Source organism: Caulobacter sp. GW821-FHT10A10 (genome assembly GCF_059415745.1).
In genome coordinates, this window is the sequence record NZ_JBWKNV010000011.1 from 106,335 (window position 1) to 124,246 (window position 17,912).

Below are 17,912 nucleotides of genomic sequence, written 5' to 3' on the forward strand. Positions count from 1 at the left end.
GCGACCTTACGGCGAATTCACCGCAGCAGTTGCCAGCGTTTGGCCCAGCGCCCCTTGCCGAAGCGCGACAGGGCCAGGAGGTAGAGGCCGGCATAGACGACGACGCCCAGGCCGATCAGGGCCCAGCTCCAGGGGCCGGGCGCATGCCAGGCCGGCGCCGTGGTCAGCCAGTTGTGGGCCGGCGCGGTGATCTCCAGCCACAGGCCGCCGACCCAGGCGACCGAGAACAGGGCCACGACGGGGTAGCGCAGCACCGGGCTCTTCTGGACGAGCAGCAGGAACTGGACGAACAGCGCCGCGGCGGCCGCCGCGAGGCCGGCCAGCCAGGGTTGCCAGGCGCCAGGCGTGAAGCGCGCCGCGCCGAGGCCGGCTAAGACCGGGGCCCACAGCAGCGGGCCGAAGAACAGCAGGATCAGGGCGAAGCCGACCAGCACGCCGACGCCGCCGCCGATCACCTTGCCCGCCGCCTCGCCGGCCGCATGGGCGCCGTGGTGACGGTCGTGGCCGTGAGGGTCGCCGGAGGGATTGTAGTCCTGCGCCATCAGGCCCGGCGGCTGACCGCGAAGTCGGCGAGGCTTTCGAGGCTCTCGCGCCAGTCGTTCTGCGGGAAGACCGCCAGGGCGGCCTTGGCCTTGTCGGCGTGCTCGGCCGCCAGGTCGAGGGTGGCGTCCAGCGCGCCGGTGCCGATGATCAGCTCGCGGGCGCGGCGGAAGTCCGCCTCGGTCTGCTCGCGGCGGCCGATGGCCCGCTCCCAGAACTCGGCCTCGCGCGGGCCGGAGCGAGCGATGGCCAGCAGCAGCGGCAGGGTGGCCTTGCCTTCGCGGAAGTCGTCGCCGGCGTTCTTGCCCAGGGTCTCGGTGGCGCCGCCGTAGTCGAGGGCGTCGTCGGCCAGTTGGAAGGCCAGGCCGAGGCTCATGCCGTAGTCGCGCAGGGCCTTGGACTTTTCTGCGTCGACCCCGGCCGACACCGCGCCGGCCTCGGCGGCGGCGGCGAACAGTTCGGCGGTCTTGGCCGCGATGATCTCGAGATAGAGCGCCTGCGACAGGTTGAGGTCGTGGCTGCGCATCAGTTGCATCACCTCGCCCTCGGCGATGACGCGGCTGGCCTGAGCCAGGATCTGCAGGGCGCGCATCGAGTCGGTCTCGACCATCAGTTCGAAGGCGCGGGCGAACAGGAAGTCGCCGACCAGCACGCTTTGGGCCGCGCCCCAGATCAGGTGGGCGGCGACCTTGCCGCGGCGCAGCTGGCTGCCGTCGACCACGTCGTCATGCAGCAGGGTGGCGGTGTGAATGAACTCGACGGCCGCGGCCAGCTTCAGGCAGTGATCGTTTTCCGAACCGGCCAGCCGCGCGGCCGCCACGGTCAGCAGCGGGCGCAGGCGCTTGCCGCCGGCGGCGATCAGGTGCTCGGCCAGGGCCGGGATCACCGGCACGTCGCTCTGCATGCGGTCGGTGATCAGGCGGTCGACGCCCGCCATGTCGGCGGAGGCCAGGCGCACGAGACGATCCACCGATCCCGGTTGTCGGGCGAGGGTCGCTGCAGCTGCGTCCAAGACCATGTACTCCTCAGGCGACGCCACGCGCGGCGCCAGGACCGTTGCGAGCGACAATGGTGGCGGGATAGGTCAGGGTCAAGGCGAGCACAAGGCCCGAAACGTTGTCAGACCCCTCCTCAGTTCCCTCCATCACCGAAGATCGCGTGCTGGACGGACGCGTCAAGCTTCGCCAATCGGCGGCGGGATACCGGGCCGGGCTCGACGCGGCCCTGCTGGCGGCTGCCTGCGACGCGGGCGACGGCGATCGCGTGATCGAGGCCGGCTGCGGGGTCGGCGGGGCCCTGCTGGCCGCCGCGACCCGCCGATCCGGCGCGCGATTCGTCGGACTGGAGCGTGATCCGGCCGCCGCCGCCCTGGCGCGGGAGAACGCGGATCTCAACGGGCTGGCCGATCGGGTGGAGATATTCGAGGGCGACGTCGCCGCCGGATTCCGTGCGCTCTCCCTGCCGGTGTTCGACGCGATGATCAGCAATCCGCCGTTCTTCGACGACCCCAAGGCCCTGCGCGCCCCCTCCCCCGAAAAGTCCGGCGCCTGGATGGCCGACGCGGGCTTGGCCGCCTGGACCGCCTTCGCCCTGAAGGCCGTGCGCGAGGGCGGGACCATCACCCTGATCCACCGCGCCGACCGCCTGGCCGACATGCTGGCTTTGCTGGCGCCCAAGGCCGGCTCGTTCCGCATCCGCCCGGTGCAGCCGTTCGCCGACGCCCCGGCCAAACGCGTGCTCGTGCGGGCTGTGAAGACCGGCAAGGCGCCCCTGGTGCTGCTGCCGGCGCTGGTGCTGCACGACCGGGAGGGTGGCAAGCATTCGGCGCAGGCCGAGGCGATCCTGCGGGGGGAAGCGGCTCTGGGGTGGTGAGAAAATCCTTCTCCCCTTGCGGGAGAAGGTGGCGGCCGAAGGCCGACGGATGAGGGGTTTCTCGGACATGAGACGCCTCCGCCCGGCCTGGCCGCTTACGCGGTGTTGAGGTCTGAGAGACCCCTCACCCGACCCCGCTTCGCAGGGCCACCCTCTCCCGCAAGGGGAGAGGGATCAGGGGTTTGAACTTTTCCGCGTACCCTAACGATCCGCTAACGCAACGCGTGCAGAACTGCGCCTTGGATGCAAAACGCGTCCTTGGCCAGAATGGCCGCGCCGGGAAACGGGTCGATGCCGCTGAACAGCATCAACACCAATGTGGGGGCGATGATCGCCCTGCAGTCGCTGAACGCCATCAATGGCGAACTGGCGACCACGCTGCGCCGCATCGCGACCGGCCTGAAGATTTCCAGCCCCAAGGACAATCCCGCCGTCTGGGCGACCGCCAAGATGCAGTCGGCCGAGGCCAAGTCGCTGGACGCCGTGCGCGCCTCGCTGCAACGCGGCCAATCGACGACGGACGTGGCCCTGGCGGCCGGCGACACGGTCACCGACCTGCTCGACCAGATGAAGCAGAAGATGCTGGCGGCTTCGGACTCCAGCCTGACCACCGCCAGCCGCAAGGCGCTGAGCGACGACTACGTCTCGCTGCGCAAGCAGATCGACCGGGCGGTCGAGAACGCCAGCTTCAACGGCGTGAACCTGATCTCGTCGGGCTCGACCGGCTCGATCAAGGCCCTGGCCAACGCCAAGGCCGACTCGACCATCGACGTCGACCACGTGGACCTGTCGACCTCGGGCGCTGCGATGTCGGGCATGCCCGCCGACCTGCTGACCCGGCCGACCAACGTCGAGATCAAGGCCATGGACACGGTGATGCAGAAGGTCACCTCCGCATTGTCCACCCTGGGCACGCAAGCCAACGCCCTCGACACCCACCTGACCTTCATCGACAAGCTGCAGGACACGCTGGAGGCCTCGGTCGGCCGGCTCGTGGACGCCGACATGGCCCAGGAGGCGACGCGTCTCCAGGCCTTGCAGGTCAAGCAGCAGCTGGCGATCAAGTCGCTGTCGATCGCCAATGCCGCGCCGAGCTATCTGTTGAAGCTGTTCGGGGGCTGAGGACTCCCCCCCCTGAAATCCCCGCGAAAGCGGGGACCCAGGTGTTTTATCGTCGAGCGCCCGGCGTTTCAGAAAAAGCCTGGGTCCCCGCTTTCGCGGGGATTTTACGGATGAGGGATTGGCCCCAAAGTCCGTCCGCATTCCCCCTTCCCCCGCGTGAGTCGTCATGGCCCAGCACCTCGCCCTCCTGTCCCTGCTCGTGCGCGACTATGACGAGGCCCTGGGCTTCTATGTCGGCAAGATGGGCTTCGACTTGGTGGAGGACAGCGAGCTGGGCGCGGGCAAGCGCTGGGTGGTGGTGTCGCCCGGGCCGGGCGGCTCGCGGTTCCTGCTGGCCAAGGCGGCCGACGAGCGCCAGGTCGCGCTGATCGGCGCCCAGGGCGGCGGCCGGGTCTGGCTGTTCCTGCATACCGACGATTTCGACGGCGACCACGCCCGGCTTTCCGAGGCGGGGGTGACGTTTCTCGAAGAGCCCCGGCACGAGGCCTATGGCAGCGTCGCGGTGTTCGAGGACCTCTACGGCAACCGCTGGGACCTGTTGCAGCCGCGCGGCAAGGCCTGACGCCGATGCGCATCCTGCTGGTCCTGGTCGCGGCGGTCCTGAGCCTGGCGGGCGCCAACGTCGCCACGGCGGCCGAGAAGCCGATCCGCGTGCTCTATCTCGACCAGTCGGTCGGCTGGCGGCACCGCCCCGTGACGCGACCGGCCGACGGCGGCCTGGCCCCTTCCGAGACGGCGATGATCGCCATCGGCAAGAAGAGCGGCGCCTTCACGGCGCAGGTCACCCAGGACGCCCGCGAGATCACGCCGCAGCGGCTGGAGACCGTGGACGTGCTGGTGTTCTACACCACCGGCGCCCTGCCGATTTCGCCGGAGGCCTGGGCGGCCGTGCAGGCGCGGCTGGCGGCCGGCAAACTGGGGTTCGTGGGCCTGCACAGCGCCGCCGACACCGGCTGGGACTATGCGGGTCCCGGCCTGGACTACACGACCATGCTGAACGGCCAGTTCGGCGGCCATCCGTGGACGGAAGAGCAGAAGGTGCGGGTGAAGGCGCTCGACAACCATCCGCTGGCCGCGCCCTGGGGCCGAAGCGTCGATCTGGTCGAGGAAATCTACCAGTACAAGCGCTTCGATCCGGCCGCCGTGCGGGTGATCCAGAGCCTGGACTTTTCGGGCACGCCGCTGAGGCGGCCCTACGCCGTACCGGTGAGCTGGGTGCGGAGCGTGGGGAACGGGCGGCTATTCTTCACCAACCTCGGCCACAACGAAACGACCTGGGCCGACCCGCGCTTCGCCGAGCAGATCGTGCGGGCCGTGCGGTGGACGGCGTGGCGAGCGCGGGGCGATGCGACGCCCAATCCGCGCGAGCAGGCGCGCGACCAGGTGCGGGCGCTCTTGACCTATGCCGGCGAGGCCGATGTCGAGGCGCGGGTGGCTCGGGTGACAGACGAGGCCTGGCTGCTGGACGTCGCTGGCCGGATCGCGGCGTTGCGGGAGGTCTATCCGGGCAAGCCGGAGGCCGATCGGACTCGGTTTGACGCGGCCTATGGGGCGGTGCTGGCGGAGGTCAGGGCGCGAACTGGGACCTAGGCCGGCCAGACCGTATCCCGCCTCGCCGCGCTTTCGGCCTCGTCCCGGGTCGAATAGAGCCGTCCATGCCGCACAACCTTCCAGTCGATCGGGACTTCGCCGACGTCCTCGACGTCGTAGACCAGCAACTCTTCCTCACGGAAGGTGAACAAGCCATCGCCCGCCTGTCCTACGAGGATGCGGCGTCGAGGCGCCGACATCAGCACGACCGCGTCTCTCAAGGCTCCATCTCAGCAAGCAGCCGCGCATGCGCCGCCACGTCCGCCGGCCATTGCGCCAAGCCCACCTCGAACCCTTCCTTGTCCCCCGCATAGAGCGCCCGCATCGCATTCTCGAAGCCCGGCGCGTCGCCGGCGGCGGCGCTGGCGAAGCGGTAGGCGGCGTCGCGGGCGCGGCGCTGGCGGTCGGGGGCCTCGGCTTCGCGCCGGGCGGCCTCGACCAGCTTGCGCAGGGCGACGGAGGCGCCGCCGGGCTGGGCGGCGAGCCAGTCCCAGTGGCGGGGCAGCAGCGTCACCTCGCGGGCGACGACGCCCAGCTTGGGCCGGCCGCGGCCGCGCGGGGTTTCAGGTTCGGGTTCAGGCCCGGCCGGCGCCAGGCTGGCGGCGAGATCCTCGGGGCTTCCGCGCAGGTCGAAGTCCACCTGCCGGCCGTCGGGATCGAAGATCAGCAGCGGCGCGTCGGGGCGCTGGGCGAACACCGCCTGGGCGGCCAGGGCGACGGTCAGCTGGTCGCCGGCGGCGAGGCGGGCGCCGGTCTCGAACAGGGCGTAGGTCATCGGACGAGGTCTACAGCGTTCAGGGCCTCGCACCAGTGCTTGCGGCGATCGGCCAGGCGCAGCGCCCTGCCCTTCGGCTCCAGTCCCTCGACGTCGATGGTCTCCAGCACCTCGAAGGCGAAAGCCGTTTCGCCGTGGGCGTTCCAGGCGCCCTGCAGGCGGGCGTTGGGGTGCGAGCCGAGGCGTAAGGAGAACCAGACGCCGTTCTGGCGGGTCGCCACGTTCTCGGTTCCACCGACGAAAGCCTGGCCGGTGCGCCCGCAGCGCACGGCGTAGACGCCGGGCATGGGCTTTTCTTCCTTGTAGGCGCGCAGCAGCGCCTTGCGCGAGTTCATCGCCGTCTCCTTGAGCTGACGGCTTTTTACCCGGGCAAATTATGGAGTCAATATTACCCGGGTGTTTTTCTCGCCATCAGGCCCCAGTAGAGCGCGCCGGCCAGTCCCGCCCCGACGAACCAGGCGTACTGGTAGATAAGCGTCCAAGGCGCGCCGATGCCGGCGAAGGCGTGGGGGGCGGCCGCGTGCAGGAAGCCCGGCAGGTTGGGCGCGACCCCGACGGCGAAGGCGACCAGGGCCGCCGGGTTCCAGCCGTTGGCGTAGGTGTAGGGTCCCGCGCGGTCGTAGAGGCCCGGCGCGTCCAGCACCGTGCGGCGCAGCAGCCAGTAGTCGACGATCAGTATGCCGGCGATCGGCCCCAGCAGCGCGCCGTAGCCGGTGAGCCAGACGAAGATGTAGCCGGCGGTGCTCTCCAGGAGCTTCCAGGGCATGATCAGCACGCCGATGACGGCGGTGATCCAGCCGCCGATGCGATAGGTGATCCGTTTGGGCCAGAGGGCGGCGAAGTCGTAGGCCGGGCCGACCAGGTTGGCGGCGATGTTGCACGAGACGGTGTCGAGACTGATGACGATCAGGCCGACCAGCACCGCGATCCCGCCGATGTCGCCCGACAGGGCCACGGGGTCCCAGATGGCCTTGCCGAAGATCAGCACCGTGGCCGAGGTGACGACGACGCTCATCGCCGCCAGCAGGGCCATGGGGCCGGGAAGCCCCAGGGCCTGGCCGACGATCTGGTCCTTCTGGGTGCGGGCGAAGCGGGTGAAGTCGGGGATGTTGAGGGCGAGCGTGGCCCAGTAGCCGGTCATGGCGGTGACGGCCGGTCCGAAGTCGCTCCAGAACCGCCCGGCCTTGGCGCCACCGGCGTCATAGGCCGAGGGCTCGTGCAGGATGGGGCCGAGGCCGCCGGCCTTGGACAGCGCCCACCAGACCAGGGCGACGCAGACGATCACCTTGACCGGCGCGGTCCAGGTCTCGAGCTTGCGGACGGTCTCCAGGCCCTTGGTGACGAAGGCCAGTTGGATCAGCCAGAAGGCCAGGAAGGCCAGGAGCTGGCCAACGCCGATGCCCAGCAGCGGGATCATCGGGCCGTCGAGCTTGGCGCCGACCATGACGCCCAGCAGCGTCAGCAGCGCGCCGCCGCCGATCCAGGTCTGGATGCCGTACCAGCCGCAGGCGACGATGGCGCGGGCGAGCGCCGGCAGCCGCGCCCCGCGCCAGCCGAACGAAGCCCGGGCCAGCACGGCATAGGGCACGCCGTGCTTGGCACCAGCGTGGCCGATCAGCAGCATGGGGACCAGGACCATCAGGTTGCCCAGCAGCACGGCCCAGACGGCCTGCACCGCCGACATCCCCTGCTCCACCAGGCCGGCGGCCAGCATGTAGGCGGGCACGGCGATGACCATGCCCAGCCACAGGGCCGCGAAGTGGCGGGCGCGCCACGTGCGCTGGGCCGCCGTGGTCGGCGCCAGGTCGTCGTTCCAGAGATTGCTCGTCTCGTCCGCCATGCGCTCCCCCAAGCTTGCGTCCAGGAAGAGAGCATGGCGCGACGAGACCACCGCCGTCACCTGGGAAATCGGTGATCGGCGGCGCGTTTCAGAGCGCTGCGTAGGCCCAGGTCGCCAGGCCGGCGCCGAACACCAGCACCATGGCGATGATGCGGACCCTGTCCCACTGGATGCAGGGCCCGGCGTGCCGGAGCTCGGGCGACTCCGGCTTGTTGAGGTCGCAGGTCTTGAAGAAAACGGGACGCACGAAAACACGCATGGCGTGGGCCATGTTGAACCTCCCTAACGATGAACCGAGCCTCTGACGGGCGCGTGCGGGAAGGTTAACACAGGTTCGCCCTACAGGCGAAAACATCGCTCAGTAGGCGAAACGCAGGCTTAAGCCCACCCGGCGCGGCTGGGGCGAGAACGACTGCGGCAGGCGGCCGGTGGTGATGAACAGCGGGGCGTCGGAGTCGAGCAGGTTCTCGACGAACAGGCCCACCGACCCCCGCCCCTGCTCTATCGCCACACGCCCGTCCAGCAGGGTGACGCCGCCCAGGTCGCGGCCCGAGCCGGGACTGACGGACTCGAAGGTCGAGCGCGACTGGCCGACATAGGCGGCCGAACCGTTGAGGATCAGGCTGGCCCCGCCCGGCAGCTCGCGGCGGGTCTCGCCCCAGAGGGTGAAGGCCTCGCGCGGCACGGCCGGCAGGTGGTCGCCCTCGCGGCCCAGGCCCGCCATGGCGCCGGTGGTCTGGTCCTGGGTCAGCACGGCGTCGGTGGCGGCGAGGTTGAAGCCGAGCTTCGAGACGCCGCGGCTCCAGACCATGTCGAACTCGGCGCCGTCGATCCGGGCCCGGCCCAGGTTGGTGACGAAGGCGAAGGCGCCGTTGGCGCTGGTCGCCGAATACTGCATGTCGCGCCAGTCGATGCTGTAGAGCGCCAGGTTGGCCGACAGCCGCCCGCCGGCCCACCGCGACTTGAGGCCCAGCTCCCGGTTCCACAGCATGTCGGAGCCGTAGGCCTGCAGTTCGGCCGGCAGGCCAGGGGCGGTGTTGACGCCGCCGGGCCGGAAGCCCTGCGAGATCTGGGCGTAGGCCATCAGCCGGGGCGTGAACCGGCGCGAGGCCACGGCCTTCATGCTCCAGCCGTCCTCCTCGACCCGGTTGCGGAAATTCCCCCCCGACGTGTCAGAGATGACGTTGACCACCAGCACCCGGCCGACGGTCTTCTTGTCGTAGGCGAAGCGGCGGGCGCCGAGGGTGACGTCGGTCTGGTCGTCCACCGCCAGGGTCGCCTCGCCATAGACGGCGACCTGGTCGAGGCGGGTGTCGACGATGCGGCGGCCGGTGTAGCCGGCGGCGTCGACCGGCAGACCGGTGGCGGGATCGGCGACGCGGACCTGGCTGTCGATGCTGTCGCGGCGGGTCTCGGAGAACAGGCCGACCGTCCATTGCAGCGCCCCCTCGTAGTCGGAGGTCAGGCGCGCCTCGCGCACGTCGGCGACGAGGTCGATCGGCTGGTACAGCAGGCCCGGCGTGCGGCTGTCGACGTAGGAGGCGTAGGCGCTCATCTGGCCCGCGTCGCAGGCGGCGCTGGAGCCGAGCGCCAGCCAGCGGGCGCAGCCGGCGGCGCTGCCGCGTTCGGACTGCAGGGTGCCGGTGTAGTCGATCTGGCGGATGTTGCGCCATTCGTAGCGGGCCAGGGAGGCCGAGAACCGTACCCCCGGCAGGCGGCTCTCGAACGACAAGGCGCCGAACCACACCTGGCTGTCGAAAGGGGTGCGGACGAAGTTGCGCGAGACGTGCGAGGGCTCGCCCGGCGCGCCGGCCCCGGTGTCGTTGAGCTTGGAGTCCTGGGCGGCCAGCAGCAGGTCGATGCGCATCTCGTCGCGCGGACGCCAGGCGGCGGCCAGGCGCGCGCCGATGGTGCGGCCGGCGTTGACCCCGGTCAGGCCCAGGCGGGCGTTGTCGGCGAAGGCGGCCTCGTCGCGGCGATAGGCCGTCAGGCGCACCGCGGCGCGGTCGTCGGCGAAGGTCTTGTTGGCCACGGCGGTCGCCGCGCCGCCGGCCCGGCCGCCGACGACGCCGCCCTCCAGTTCGAGACCGGCCAGATCGCGCGACAGGTCGGCGCGGTTGAAGGCCACCTTCACCGCCCCGCCCATGGCGCTGGAGCCGTAGAGCGTGCCTTGCGGCCCGCGCAGCACCTCCAGCCGATCGACATCGACCAGCAGCAGGTCGGGGAACGAGCCGCCGGGATCGGCGGTGGTGCCGCTGGGACCGGAGACCGGCACGTCGTTGTAATAGAGGGCCGTCGTCGCTTCGCCCGAGCCGTAGACGCCGCGCAGGGTCATGCGCATGCGGCCCACGCCCGTGCTGGTCAGGGTCAGGCCCGGCAGGCGCTGGGCGACGCGCTCGAAGGTCACCGAGCCGGCGGCGTTCAGGGCCTCGCCGCCGATCACCCGCATCGACAGCGGGGTGCTCTGCTCGGGCATGGAGCGGCGCAGGGCGGTGACCATCACCGCATCGACCTCGGCCGTGACCCCGGGCGCGGCCGAAGACGGCGCGGCGGCGATGGCGCGCGGCGGCGGGGCCCGCTCGATCAGCAACCGGCCGCCGTGCCGCCGGGCGACAAGGCCCGATCCGGCCAGCAGCCGCCGCAGGGCCTCGTCAGGTTCCAGCTGGCCGCGCACGCGGGGCGAGGACAGGCCCACCACCAGGGCGGGGTTGAACAGAATCTCGGTGTCGGTCTGGGCGGAGAAGGACGTCAGGGCTCGGGCCATCGGCGTGCCCGCCGGAATGTCGACCCGACGTGGCGCGGCCGCGACGGCGGCCGCCGGCGTCGCCATGGCGGCGAGCGCGAGCCACCCCGCGAGGGCGGATCGACAATGGCGTGTGTGCAAGACCCCCGGGGCTCCAGTACTCGGCAGCGCCCCTTCCTTCACCGCTGCGTTTCCCAAGGCCAGTCCCCTCGTCGCCGTTGGCCGGCGATCCCGTCCCCTCGCCCCCACCTGGGCCCCCGCCTGGCGGACATTCCGGAGACTCTGCCTGATAATCTGGCAGGCCGGGCGCCCCGACGGCAAGTGCGAGAACGTGGGTTGACCCGCTCGTCACGCTGCTGACGAATGATCGCAACAAAAAAGACTCGTTGTGTCGGGGACGACGTATGGCGCTGGCGAATCTGGCCGCTGGAGCGCGAGGGAGCGAGGGCCTGGCCCAAGCTTCCCTGCCCTACCAGCAGGCCCTGAGAGCTTTCTTCCGCCGAAGGGTGGAAGGCGGCGAGGTCGACGACCTCGTCCAGGAGGTTCTTCTCCGACTGCATAACCGCCGTGACGGCGGCGAAGTGTCGAACCTCGGCAGCTTCATCTTCCAGACCGCCACCAACGTCCTGCTCGACCGCCGCCGCCGCGACACCGTGCGCAAGCGCCAGGCCCACTGCGAGCTGGAGGAGATCCACCACCCGCTCGACGAACTGTCGCCCGACCGGATCCTTCAGGCCAAGCAGGCGGCCGCCGTCGCCGCCGCGGCCCTTGGTGATCTTCCCTTAAGGACACGCGCTGCATTCATGCTCGTGCGTTTTGAAGGCATGAGTTACAAGGCGGCGGCCGCTCAACTGGGACTCTCAGTCAGCGCGGTCGAGAAACACGTCGCCAAGGCTCTCAAGCACCTGACGAGCCGTCTGCAGGAACACGATGCGCCACACCGCCCCAAACCTGGCTTCTTCCGGTGAACCGGACGCCGCGGAATGGGTCGCGCGCCTGCACAATCGGCCGAACGACCTCACCCTGCGGCGTGACTTCGATTCCTGGCTGAAGGCCGATCCGACCCATAAGGACGCCTTCGACTCCGCCGCCGACGCCTGGTCGCGCATCGGCGCGCTGTCGGACGAACCCGAGATGCTGGCCGCCCGCGCCTCGCTGAAGGCCGAGCTGGCGGCCGACGCCCGCGCGCGCCGCGCCCGCCCGCAGATGCGCTGGGCCGCGGCGATCGCCGGCATGGTCATGGCCGGCGGCTTCGGCACGGCCCTGTGGCTGGCCACGGCGCCGTCGAACCATGACGCCCCCGCCGTCGCCCCGGCCCAGACGGCCCAGGTCGTCTATCGCACCGGCGTGGGCCAGCAGAAGAGCATCACCCTGGCCGACGGCTCGGTCGCCACCCTGTCGACCGACACCGTGCTGCGCGTCACCGAATGGGGCCAGCGGCGCGGCCTGACGCTCGATCGCGGCGAGGCCTTCTTCCAGGTGGCCAAGAACCCGCAGCGCCCGTTCGTGGTCACCGCGCAGGGCCGCACGGTCACGGCGCTGGGCACCGCGTTCAATGTGCGCATCGATCCGGGCGTCTGGTCGGTCAGCCTGCTGGAAGGCAAGATCCGCGTCGCCGACCCGGTGGCCCACAACAGCGTCGATCTGCTGCCGGGCTCGCGCCTTGAGCAACGCTCGGGCGCGACCTGGGCGGTGGCCGCCGCCGACGTCTCGGCCCTGACCAGCTGGCGCCAGGGCAGCCTGACCTTCGACAACCAGCCGCTGTCGGAGATCGTCGGCGAACTGAACCGCTATTCCGAGCGCAAGATCCGCATCGCCTCGTCGCGCGTGGCCGCCACCCCGATGAGCGGCCGCTTCAAGACCGGCGACGTCGGCGGCTTCGTCGATGCGCTGAGCGCCTACGGCGCGGCCAAGGTGAAGACGGGCGAAGGCGGCGAGATCGTCCTCGTCGCGCCGTAAGAGGATCGGATGAAGCCCGGCTGGCTCTGGCTCGTCGCCCTGATCGCGGGTTGTGCGCCGCAGGCCCAAGCTCCGGCGCAGGAGACCCCCGCGGATAGCTATGTCGTGCGGTCGGAAGCCCAGGCCATAGCGATCGCCAAAGCGACCTGGAGCGACCTGGACCTGCGAGACCGCAAGCTCACGGTCGGGCTCGACGAGGGCGACTGGGTGGTCCAGCGGGAGTGGCGGGCGGGCGAGCCCACCGAGGAAGTCTTGATCATCAACGCCAGCACGGGCGCCGCACGTCGCTCGTCAACAGGCGTCACGACGGTCTATCTCAACCAAGCGCGCCGCTAAAACCGCAGCCGCTCCACCGATCATGATCCACGTCCCCGGTCGCCTTGGGCCCTGCTCCCTGAGCAAGGGTTCGGACGTCTTCATCAGTGGCGCGTACCCAACGAAGGCGAGTTGGGCCAGCAGCCTCCCAGCCGCCGGCCCGCACCGTTGTCACTCGCCGAAGCGGAAGCGCAGGCCCAGGCCGTAGTAGCGGCCCTCGTAGCGGACATCGACCGGATAGGTCCGATCGGGCGAGTAGTTGTTGTAGTTCTCGAACGGCTTGGCCAGCAGGTTGCTGACGTCGAGGCTGACGGTCAGTTGCTTGGAAATGTCGTAGCTCAAGGACGCATCGAGACGGGACGTCGCCCGCACCCCGACGCCGGTGTACTGCGAACCGTCGGTCGCCTGACGGTAGTAGCTGACCCAGGGCGAGCGTCGATTGTAGGAGATCCGCCCCGTCACGCCGTTGCGCTCATAGAACAGCGCGGCGTTGTAGGTCCATTTGGAAAGGCCCGTGATCTTGACGTAGGCCGCATCGGCGCCGAGCGTCTGGGGGAACTGGTTCTTACCGTCGATATAGGTGACATTGCCCTGGACGCCGAAGCCCTTGAAGGCCTCGGGCAGGAAGTCCAGGAAGGTCTGGGCGTTGACCTCGAAACCCTTGATCTTGCCCGCCCCGGAGTTTTCCGGACGGCTGATCTCGATCAGGCCATAGACCGGATCCTGGACCCGGCTGGTGTAGTTGCTCGTGAACCCGAAGAGGTCGCGATAGAAGCCGGCGACGGTGATGCTGCCCGCGCTGGAGAAATAGTACTCGGCGCTGATGTCGTAGTTCTTGGAGGTGAGCGGCACGAGGTCGGGATTTCCGCCCGAGCCGTAGGCGTTGGGTTGCACCGGCGCGTTGGGATCGACGGGCTCGTTGGGGTCGCGGACGACCTGCGTGACGTTGAGGGCTGGATTGAGCGCGCCGAAATCGACGCGGGTGCGGGTCTCGGTATAACCCAGGCGCAACTGCACCTTGTCGAGCGGCCGGATCCGCAGGCTGATGTTCGGCAGCACGTCCGTGTAGTTCTGCTCGATCGTCCTGGGGATCAGGCTGACGACGCCATTGGCCGAGACGCGCGAGACGCCGGAATATTCGCCGACCGTCTGAACCACCCGGACGCCGGCCACCCCGTCGAACGCGATCGACCCCACGTCGAAGGCGTACTTGGCCTGGACATACCCTGCGTAGCTCTGTTCGGTGGCGCTGAAGGCGCCGCCCTGGTCGAGGGGCACGTCCGGGCTGCTGAAGGCTGTCAGGTTGTCCTTGTAGCTCTGGTCGTTGGGATAGAGCGCGATCAGCTGCTGCAGGGCCTCGATCGAGCGTTGCCGCAGTGCGGCGGCGTTCGCCGCGATCCCCTCGCGGGTCGGCATCAGATACTGGGTGAAGCCCTGTGAGGAGCCGCGGAACGGATCCTCGATCATTTCCAGTTGGCCCACCGGCAGACTGGACAGCGCGATCTTCAGCGGCAGCACCCAGGCGTAGCGCGAGCCCTGGATCAGCGAGGCGTCGCGATCGGTGTAGCGCAGTCCGAACTTGACCTCGGGCAGGAACGACAGGCGGGTGTCGAACACCGCGTCGCCGCGCCATTGGACCCCGCTGCCCTTGGCGATGTAGTGGCGCTCGTAATAGCCGCGCCAGTAGTAGTTGGCCGGGTTGGCGGCGTCGAAACCGGTGAGGTCGAACGCCGCGCCGTCCTTCTCGTTGAACTTGACGATCACGGTCGGCGCGGTGGTGAAGGCGCTGTCCAGGCTCCAGTTGCGGGCCTCGTACTCGCTGTCCTCGTAGGCGAGATCGGTCGACAGGGTCAGGCGATCGCCGCGCCAGACGGCGCCGACCGCGCCCTGATAGGTGTTGGTGTGATCGGCGCCGGTCGAGCGATAGGCCTGGGGCGCGACGCCGCCGGTCTTGGTGAAACCGGCCGCCTGGTCGGTGGTCCCCGGAACCAGCGTGACGTTCGTCAGGGTCGGGTCTTGCAGGACGCTGGAGTCCCAGTCGCGAAGATTGACGTCCAGGTTGTCGGTCGCCTGCCGGCCGCGATAGCCTTGGTAGATCCCGTCGAAATAGATCTCGAGCCTGTCGTTCGGCTTCCACTGGAGGGCGACGTTCGCCGAGGGCCGGTAGCGCTTGCCGCCGTCGTTATAGAGACCCACCGAGTGGGGGTAGTAGAAGCTGTTGCCGACGCTGGCCGGCGAGACGCTGGAGGCCGGGCTGACCTGGCGGATCCACTGATTGTTGTAGCGCACGCCGTTGCGGTACTGCGACTGGGCGTAGGTGGCGTTGGCCAGGAGGCCGATCTCGCCGATCGAGGTGTCCCAGCGGTCCGAGAACAGGATGTTGCCGTTCGGGTCGAACTTCTCGGTCTGGTCGTTGTAGGTCATGCGCACGCCGCCGCCGATGAACCGGCCCTTGAAGTCCAGGGGGCGACGCGTGCGGACGTTGATCAGGCCGGCCAGACCCGGCTCGACGATGTCGGCGGTGCCGGACTTGTAGATCTCGATCCCCGCCAGGGCCTGGGCCGGGAAGTCCTGCAGCTGCACGCGACGCAGTTCGGCGGTGAAGATCTCGCGGCCGTTATAGGTGGTGGCGACGTCGGGCAGACCCCGGATCAGGACGCGATTGGCCTCGTCGCTGAACCGTTCGACCTGCACGCCGGAGATGCGGGCCAGGGTCTCGGCGGCCGTGTTGTCGGGAAGCTTGCCGATGTCTTCGGCGACGACCGCGTCGAGGATCGCGTCCGAGGTGCGCTTGATGGTCTGGGCCGAGCGCATGCTCTGGCGAAGGCCGGTCACGACGACCTCGGTGACGGCCGAGGTCTCCGTCGTATCGGTGGCTGTGTCGGTAGCTGCGGTTGCGGCCGTCGTCTGCGCGAACGCGGGCATGCCCAGAAGCGCCATCGGCGCGACCGACAGCATGAAGGCAATACGCTTCATCAATCCCTCCCATGTCGAGCGCGAGGTATTTTCCTCGTCGCTTCATTTGTCCGACTAAATGTGCAGAGCAATCATTTCCGGTCAATCCCATTGATATGACCAATGCGAAAATTGAAACGCGGATTTTACATTTCAAAAGATTTCGAAATTACGTTCATGGACGAAGGTGCACGAAACCCCATACGAGGAAGGGAAGCGTGGCTTTTCCGGATGGGTGTGCGTTTCAAACTTCGGCGCAGAGCGTCGGTTTGGCAAACGCGCGCGGCAGCAATCTATACTCTGACAAAATGGTGCCCAAACCGGGGCTCGCTTGACCTTGCGGCACGCGCCGCGACGGGATGGAAGCCCCAGGCTCCGGGGCGGCGACGACCGGAGATGGGACGCGCCTCGCCCACTTTTCCCCTCCCCGGTTGAGGAACCGCCTCCACCCTGCGTCATGGAAGTAGACAGCGGCGCCGTTCGCGTCGCGTTCAGGGAGGCTTTTCGTGACTTCGATCTTCAAGACCGCCGCCGCAGGCTTGGTTTGCGCGCTGATGGCGAGCAGCGCCATGGCCGCGCCGCTGAGCGCCGCCCAGAAGACCCAGCTGAAGGCGAACGTCGACGCCTATACGCCGCAGATGAACGAGGCGGCCCTGAAGATCTGGGACTACGCCGAGCTCGGCTATCTGGAGGCCAAGAGCACGCTGGTGCTGCAGGACCAGCTGAAGGCCGCCGGTTTCGAGGTGAAGGCGGGCGTGGCCGACGAGCCGACCGCCTTCGTCGCCAGCTTCAAGCAGGGCAAGGGCCCGGTGATCGCCGTGCTGGCCGAGTTCGACGCCCTGCCGGGCCTGTCGCAGGCCGCCGTGCCGACCAAGACCCCGCGTGAAGGCACCGACAACGGCCACGGCTGCGGCCACAACCTGTTCGGCGCGGCCTCGGTGGCCGGCGCGGTCGCCCTCAAGCAGTGGATGATCCAGAACAAGGTGCAGGGCGAGATCCGCGTCTACGGCACGCCGGCCGAGGAAGGCGGTTCGGGAAAGGTCTACATGGTGCGCGAGGGCCTGTTCGACGACGTCGACGTGACCCTGCACTGGCACCCGGGCAACGAGAACTCGGCCCGCCAGGGCACCTCGATGGCCAATATCAGCGGCAAGTTCCGCTTCCGCGGCAAGTCCTCGCACGCCTCGGGCGCGCCGTGGGCCGGGCGCTCGGCGCTGGACGGCGTCGAGGTGCTGGACACCGCCGCCAACTTCATGCGCGAGCACATCCCCGACGGCACGCGGATCCACTACGTGATCACCAACGGGGGCAAGGCCCCCAACGTCGTGCCTGACTTCGCCGAGGTCTATTACTACGTCCGCAACAGCGACCCGAAGGTCGTGGTCAGCGTCATGGACCGCGTCAAGAAGGCGGCCCAGGGCGCGGCCATGGCCACCGAGACGACGGTGGAGTTCGAGCAGACCGGCGGCGTCTACAACCTGCTGCCCAACGACGTGCTGGGCAAGGTGATGAACGACAGCCTGGTCAGCGTGGGCGGGATCACCTGGACTCCGGAAGAAACCGAGTTCGCCAAGACGCTGGCCAAGAGCCTGACCAACGGCGGCGGCGACCTGGCCTCGGTGGGCAAGATCGAACCCTACGCCCCGGCCGACATGAAGGGCGGCGTCGGCGGCTCGACCGACGTGTCGGACATCTCGTGGGTGACCCCGACCGTGGGCCTGTCGACGGCGACCTTCGTGCCGGGCTCGGCCGGCCACAGCTGGCAGAACGTGGCGGCGGCGGGCAACTCGATCGGCCTCAAGGGCGCGGCCGTGGCGGCCAAGACCCTGTCGATCACCGGCGCCGAACTCTTCATGAACCCCAAGCTGATCGCCGACGCCAAGGCCGAACTGAACAGCCGCCGCGGCGACGGCTTCCAGTACAAGGCCATGGTCGGGGATCGCAAGCCGCCGCTGGACTACCGCAAGGCCGGCGGGGCGGAGTGATCTAGCAAGACGGGAGCGGCTGCGCCGCTCCCCCTATACTCACAGCTCGTCATCCCGGCCGAAGCGAAGCGGAGAGCCGGGACCCAGGGGCCTCCGCCCGACGCCGGCCTACGCCGGGGCGGTGAACCCAAGCGCCGCACCCAGTCCCCTGGGTCCCTGTGTATTGCGATAGGTGTCGAGCGCGAGCTTGATGGGTGGCGGGCGCAGCTCGTTGGG

The 17,912-nt window shown here is 69.3% G+C and carries 17 protein-coding genes; 8 read left to right on the plus strand and 9 right to left on the minus strand.

Annotation, left to right across the window (positions count from 1 at the left end; translation table 11 throughout):
* Nucleotides 1–17 precede the first annotated feature (17 nt).
* Both AC07NS_RS24625 and AC07NS_RS24630 read right to left on the minus strand, forming a co-directional pair.
* On the minus strand, nucleotides 18–542 hold the full coding sequence (locus AC07NS_RS24625; RefSeq protein ID WP_494607578.1) for a hypothetical protein: 525 nt from the start codon (nucleotides 540–542) through the stop codon (nucleotides 18–20).
* Nucleotides 542–1,552 carry a polyprenyl synthetase family protein gene (locus AC07NS_RS24630; RefSeq protein WP_494607580.1) on the minus strand — a complete coding sequence of 337 codons (1,011 nt, stop codon included), beginning with the start codon at nucleotides 1,550–1,552 and terminating at the stop codon, nucleotides 542–544. The genes AC07NS_RS24625 and AC07NS_RS24630 overlap by 1 nt, the downstream gene beginning before the upstream one ends.
* Nucleotides 1,553–1,683: 131 nt before the next feature.
* Between AC07NS_RS24630 and AC07NS_RS24635 the strand changes: the two genes are divergently transcribed.
* From AC07NS_RS24635 to AC07NS_RS24650, 4 genes are all read left to right on the plus strand, one after another.
* Nucleotides 1,684–2,412, plus strand: coding sequence for a tRNA1(Val) (adenine(37)-N6)-methyltransferase (locus AC07NS_RS24635; protein WP_494607614.1), 729 nt, complete (start codon nucleotides 1,684–1,686; stop codon nucleotides 2,410–2,412).
* Between the two features lie 291 nt (nucleotides 2,413–2,703).
* Nucleotides 2,704–3,534 carry a flagellin gene (locus tag AC07NS_RS24640; RefSeq protein ID WP_494607582.1) on the plus strand — a complete coding sequence of 277 codons (831 nt, stop codon included), beginning with the start codon at nucleotides 2,704–2,706 and terminating at the stop codon, nucleotides 3,532–3,534.
* Between the two features lie 166 nt (nucleotides 3,535–3,700).
* Entirely contained in the window at nucleotides 3,701–4,096 is a 396-nt protein-coding gene (locus AC07NS_RS24645) for a VOC family protein (protein ID WP_494607584.1), read from the plus strand.
* A 5-nt stretch (nucleotides 4,097–4,101) separates the two neighbouring features.
* Nucleotides 4,102–5,124, plus strand: coding sequence for a ThuA domain-containing protein (locus tag AC07NS_RS24650; RefSeq protein WP_494607586.1), 1,023 nt, complete (start codon nucleotides 4,102–4,104; stop codon nucleotides 5,122–5,124).
* Here the strand turns inward: AC07NS_RS24650 and AC07NS_RS24655 are convergent.
* From AC07NS_RS24655 to AC07NS_RS24680, 6 genes are all read right to left on the minus strand, one after another.
* Entirely contained in the window at nucleotides 5,121–5,276 is a 156-nt protein-coding gene (locus tag AC07NS_RS24655) for a hypothetical protein (RefSeq protein ID WP_494607588.1), read from the minus strand. The two genes, AC07NS_RS24650 and AC07NS_RS24655, sit on opposite strands and share 4 nt — an antisense overlap.
* A 65-nt stretch (nucleotides 5,277–5,341) precedes the next feature.
* Entirely contained in the window at nucleotides 5,342–5,899 is a 558-nt protein-coding gene (locus AC07NS_RS24660; protein ID WP_494607590.1) for a DUF2239 family protein, read from the minus strand.
* The gene (locus AC07NS_RS24665) at nucleotides 5,896–6,234 is read right to left on the minus strand and encodes a GIY-YIG nuclease family protein (RefSeq protein WP_494607592.1); all 339 of its coding nucleotides are present in this window, start codon (nucleotides 6,232–6,234) and stop codon (nucleotides 5,896–5,898) included. Before AC07NS_RS24665 ends, AC07NS_RS24660 begins: the two co-directional genes overlap by 4 nt.
* 53 nt (nucleotides 6,235–6,287) lie before the next feature.
* Complete coding sequence (locus tag AC07NS_RS24670; protein ID WP_494607594.1) at nucleotides 6,288–7,739, minus strand: NCS1 family nucleobase:cation symporter-1; 1,452 nt, start codon at nucleotides 7,737–7,739, stop codon at nucleotides 6,288–6,290.
* Nucleotides 7,740–7,827: 88 nt separating this feature from the next.
* Entirely contained in the window at nucleotides 7,828–7,986 is a 159-nt protein-coding gene (locus tag AC07NS_RS24675; protein WP_494607596.1) for a hypothetical protein, read from the minus strand.
* A gap of 111 nt (nucleotides 7,987–8,097) precedes the next feature.
* Nucleotides 8,098–10,569, minus strand: a complete 2,472-nt coding sequence (locus AC07NS_RS24680; RefSeq protein ID WP_494607598.1) for a TonB-dependent receptor — start codon at nucleotides 10,567–10,569, stop codon at nucleotides 8,098–8,100.
* A gap of 317 nt (nucleotides 10,570–10,886) precedes the next feature.
* On the opposite strand from AC07NS_RS24680, the gene AC07NS_RS24685 reads away from it, so the two are divergent.
* The 3 genes from AC07NS_RS24685 to AC07NS_RS24695 are packed head-to-tail and all read left to right on the plus strand — an operon-like array spanning nucleotide 10,887 to nucleotide 12,777.
* The gene (locus AC07NS_RS24685) at nucleotides 10,887–11,450 is read left to right on the plus strand and encodes an RNA polymerase sigma factor (RefSeq protein ID WP_487289654.1); all 564 of its coding nucleotides are present in this window, start codon (nucleotides 10,887–10,889) and stop codon (nucleotides 11,448–11,450) included.
* Nucleotides 11,413–12,441, plus strand: coding sequence for a FecR family protein (locus AC07NS_RS24690; protein ID WP_494607600.1), 1,029 nt, complete (start codon nucleotides 11,413–11,415; stop codon nucleotides 12,439–12,441). Before AC07NS_RS24685 ends, AC07NS_RS24690 begins: the two co-directional genes overlap by 38 nt.
* A 9-nt stretch (nucleotides 12,442–12,450) precedes the next feature.
* The gene (locus tag AC07NS_RS24695; RefSeq protein ID WP_494607602.1) at nucleotides 12,451–12,777 is read left to right on the plus strand and encodes a hypothetical protein; all 327 of its coding nucleotides are present in this window, start codon (nucleotides 12,451–12,453) and stop codon (nucleotides 12,775–12,777) included.
* 150 nt (nucleotides 12,778–12,927) lie between these two features.
* Here AC07NS_RS24695 and AC07NS_RS24700 read toward each other — a convergent pair whose 3' ends face one another.
* Nucleotides 12,928–15,732 carry a TonB-dependent receptor gene (locus AC07NS_RS24700; protein WP_494607604.1) on the minus strand — a complete coding sequence of 935 codons (2,805 nt, stop codon included), beginning with the start codon at nucleotides 15,730–15,732 and terminating at the stop codon, nucleotides 12,928–12,930.
* A gap of 533 nt (nucleotides 15,733–16,265) precedes the next feature.
* On the opposite strand from AC07NS_RS24700, the gene AC07NS_RS24705 reads away from it, so the two are divergent.
* Complete coding sequence (locus tag AC07NS_RS24705; RefSeq protein WP_494607616.1) at nucleotides 16,266–17,696, plus strand: amidohydrolase; 1,431 nt, start codon at nucleotides 16,266–16,268, stop codon at nucleotides 17,694–17,696.
* Nucleotides 17,697–17,912: the final 216 nt, after the last annotated feature.

Bases quoted from the DNA above. Each gene is read 5' to 3' on its own strand.
- AC07NS_RS24625 (WP_494607578.1), bottom strand. From the start codon at position 542: ATGGCGCAGGACTACAATCCCTCCGGCGACCCTCACGGCCACGACCGT.
- AC07NS_RS24640 (WP_494607582.1), top strand. From the start codon at position 2,704: ATGCCGCTGAACAGCATCAACACCAATGTGGGGGCGATGATCGCCCTG.
- AC07NS_RS24645 (WP_494607584.1), top strand. From the start codon at position 3,701: ATGGCCCAGCACCTCGCCCTCCTGTCCCTGCTCGTGCGCGACTATGAC.
- AC07NS_RS24650 (WP_494607586.1), top strand. From the start codon at position 4,102: ATGCGCATCCTGCTGGTCCTGGTCGCGGCGGTCCTGAGCCTGGCGGGC.
- AC07NS_RS24660 (WP_494607590.1), bottom strand. From the start codon at position 5,899: ATGACCTACGCCCTGTTCGAGACCGGCGCCCGCCTCGCCGCCGGCGAC.
- AC07NS_RS24665 (WP_494607592.1), bottom strand. From the start codon at position 6,234: ATGAACTCGCGCAAGGCGCTGCTGCGCGCCTACAAGGAAGAAAAGCCC.
- AC07NS_RS24670 (WP_494607594.1), bottom strand. From the start codon at position 7,739: ATGGCGGACGAGACGAGCAATCTCTGGAACGACGACCTGGCGCCGACC.
- AC07NS_RS24680 (WP_494607598.1), bottom strand. From the start codon at position 10,569: ATGGCGACGCCGGCGGCCGCCGTCGCGGCCGCGCCACGTCGGGTCGAC.
- AC07NS_RS24685 (WP_487289654.1), top strand. From the start codon at position 10,887: ATGGCGCTGGCGAATCTGGCCGCTGGAGCGCGAGGGAGCGAGGGCCTG.
- AC07NS_RS24690 (WP_494607600.1), top strand. From the start codon at position 11,413: ATGCGCCACACCGCCCCAAACCTGGCTTCTTCCGGTGAACCGGACGCC.
- AC07NS_RS24695 (WP_494607602.1), top strand. From the start codon at position 12,451: ATGAAGCCCGGCTGGCTCTGGCTCGTCGCCCTGATCGCGGGTTGTGCG.
- AC07NS_RS24700 (WP_494607604.1), bottom strand. From the start codon at position 15,732: ATGAAGCGTATTGCCTTCATGCTGTCGGTCGCGCCGATGGCGCTTCTG.
- AC07NS_RS24705 (WP_494607616.1), top strand. From the start codon at position 16,266: ATGGCGAGCAGCGCCATGGCCGCGCCGCTGAGCGCCGCCCAGAAGACC.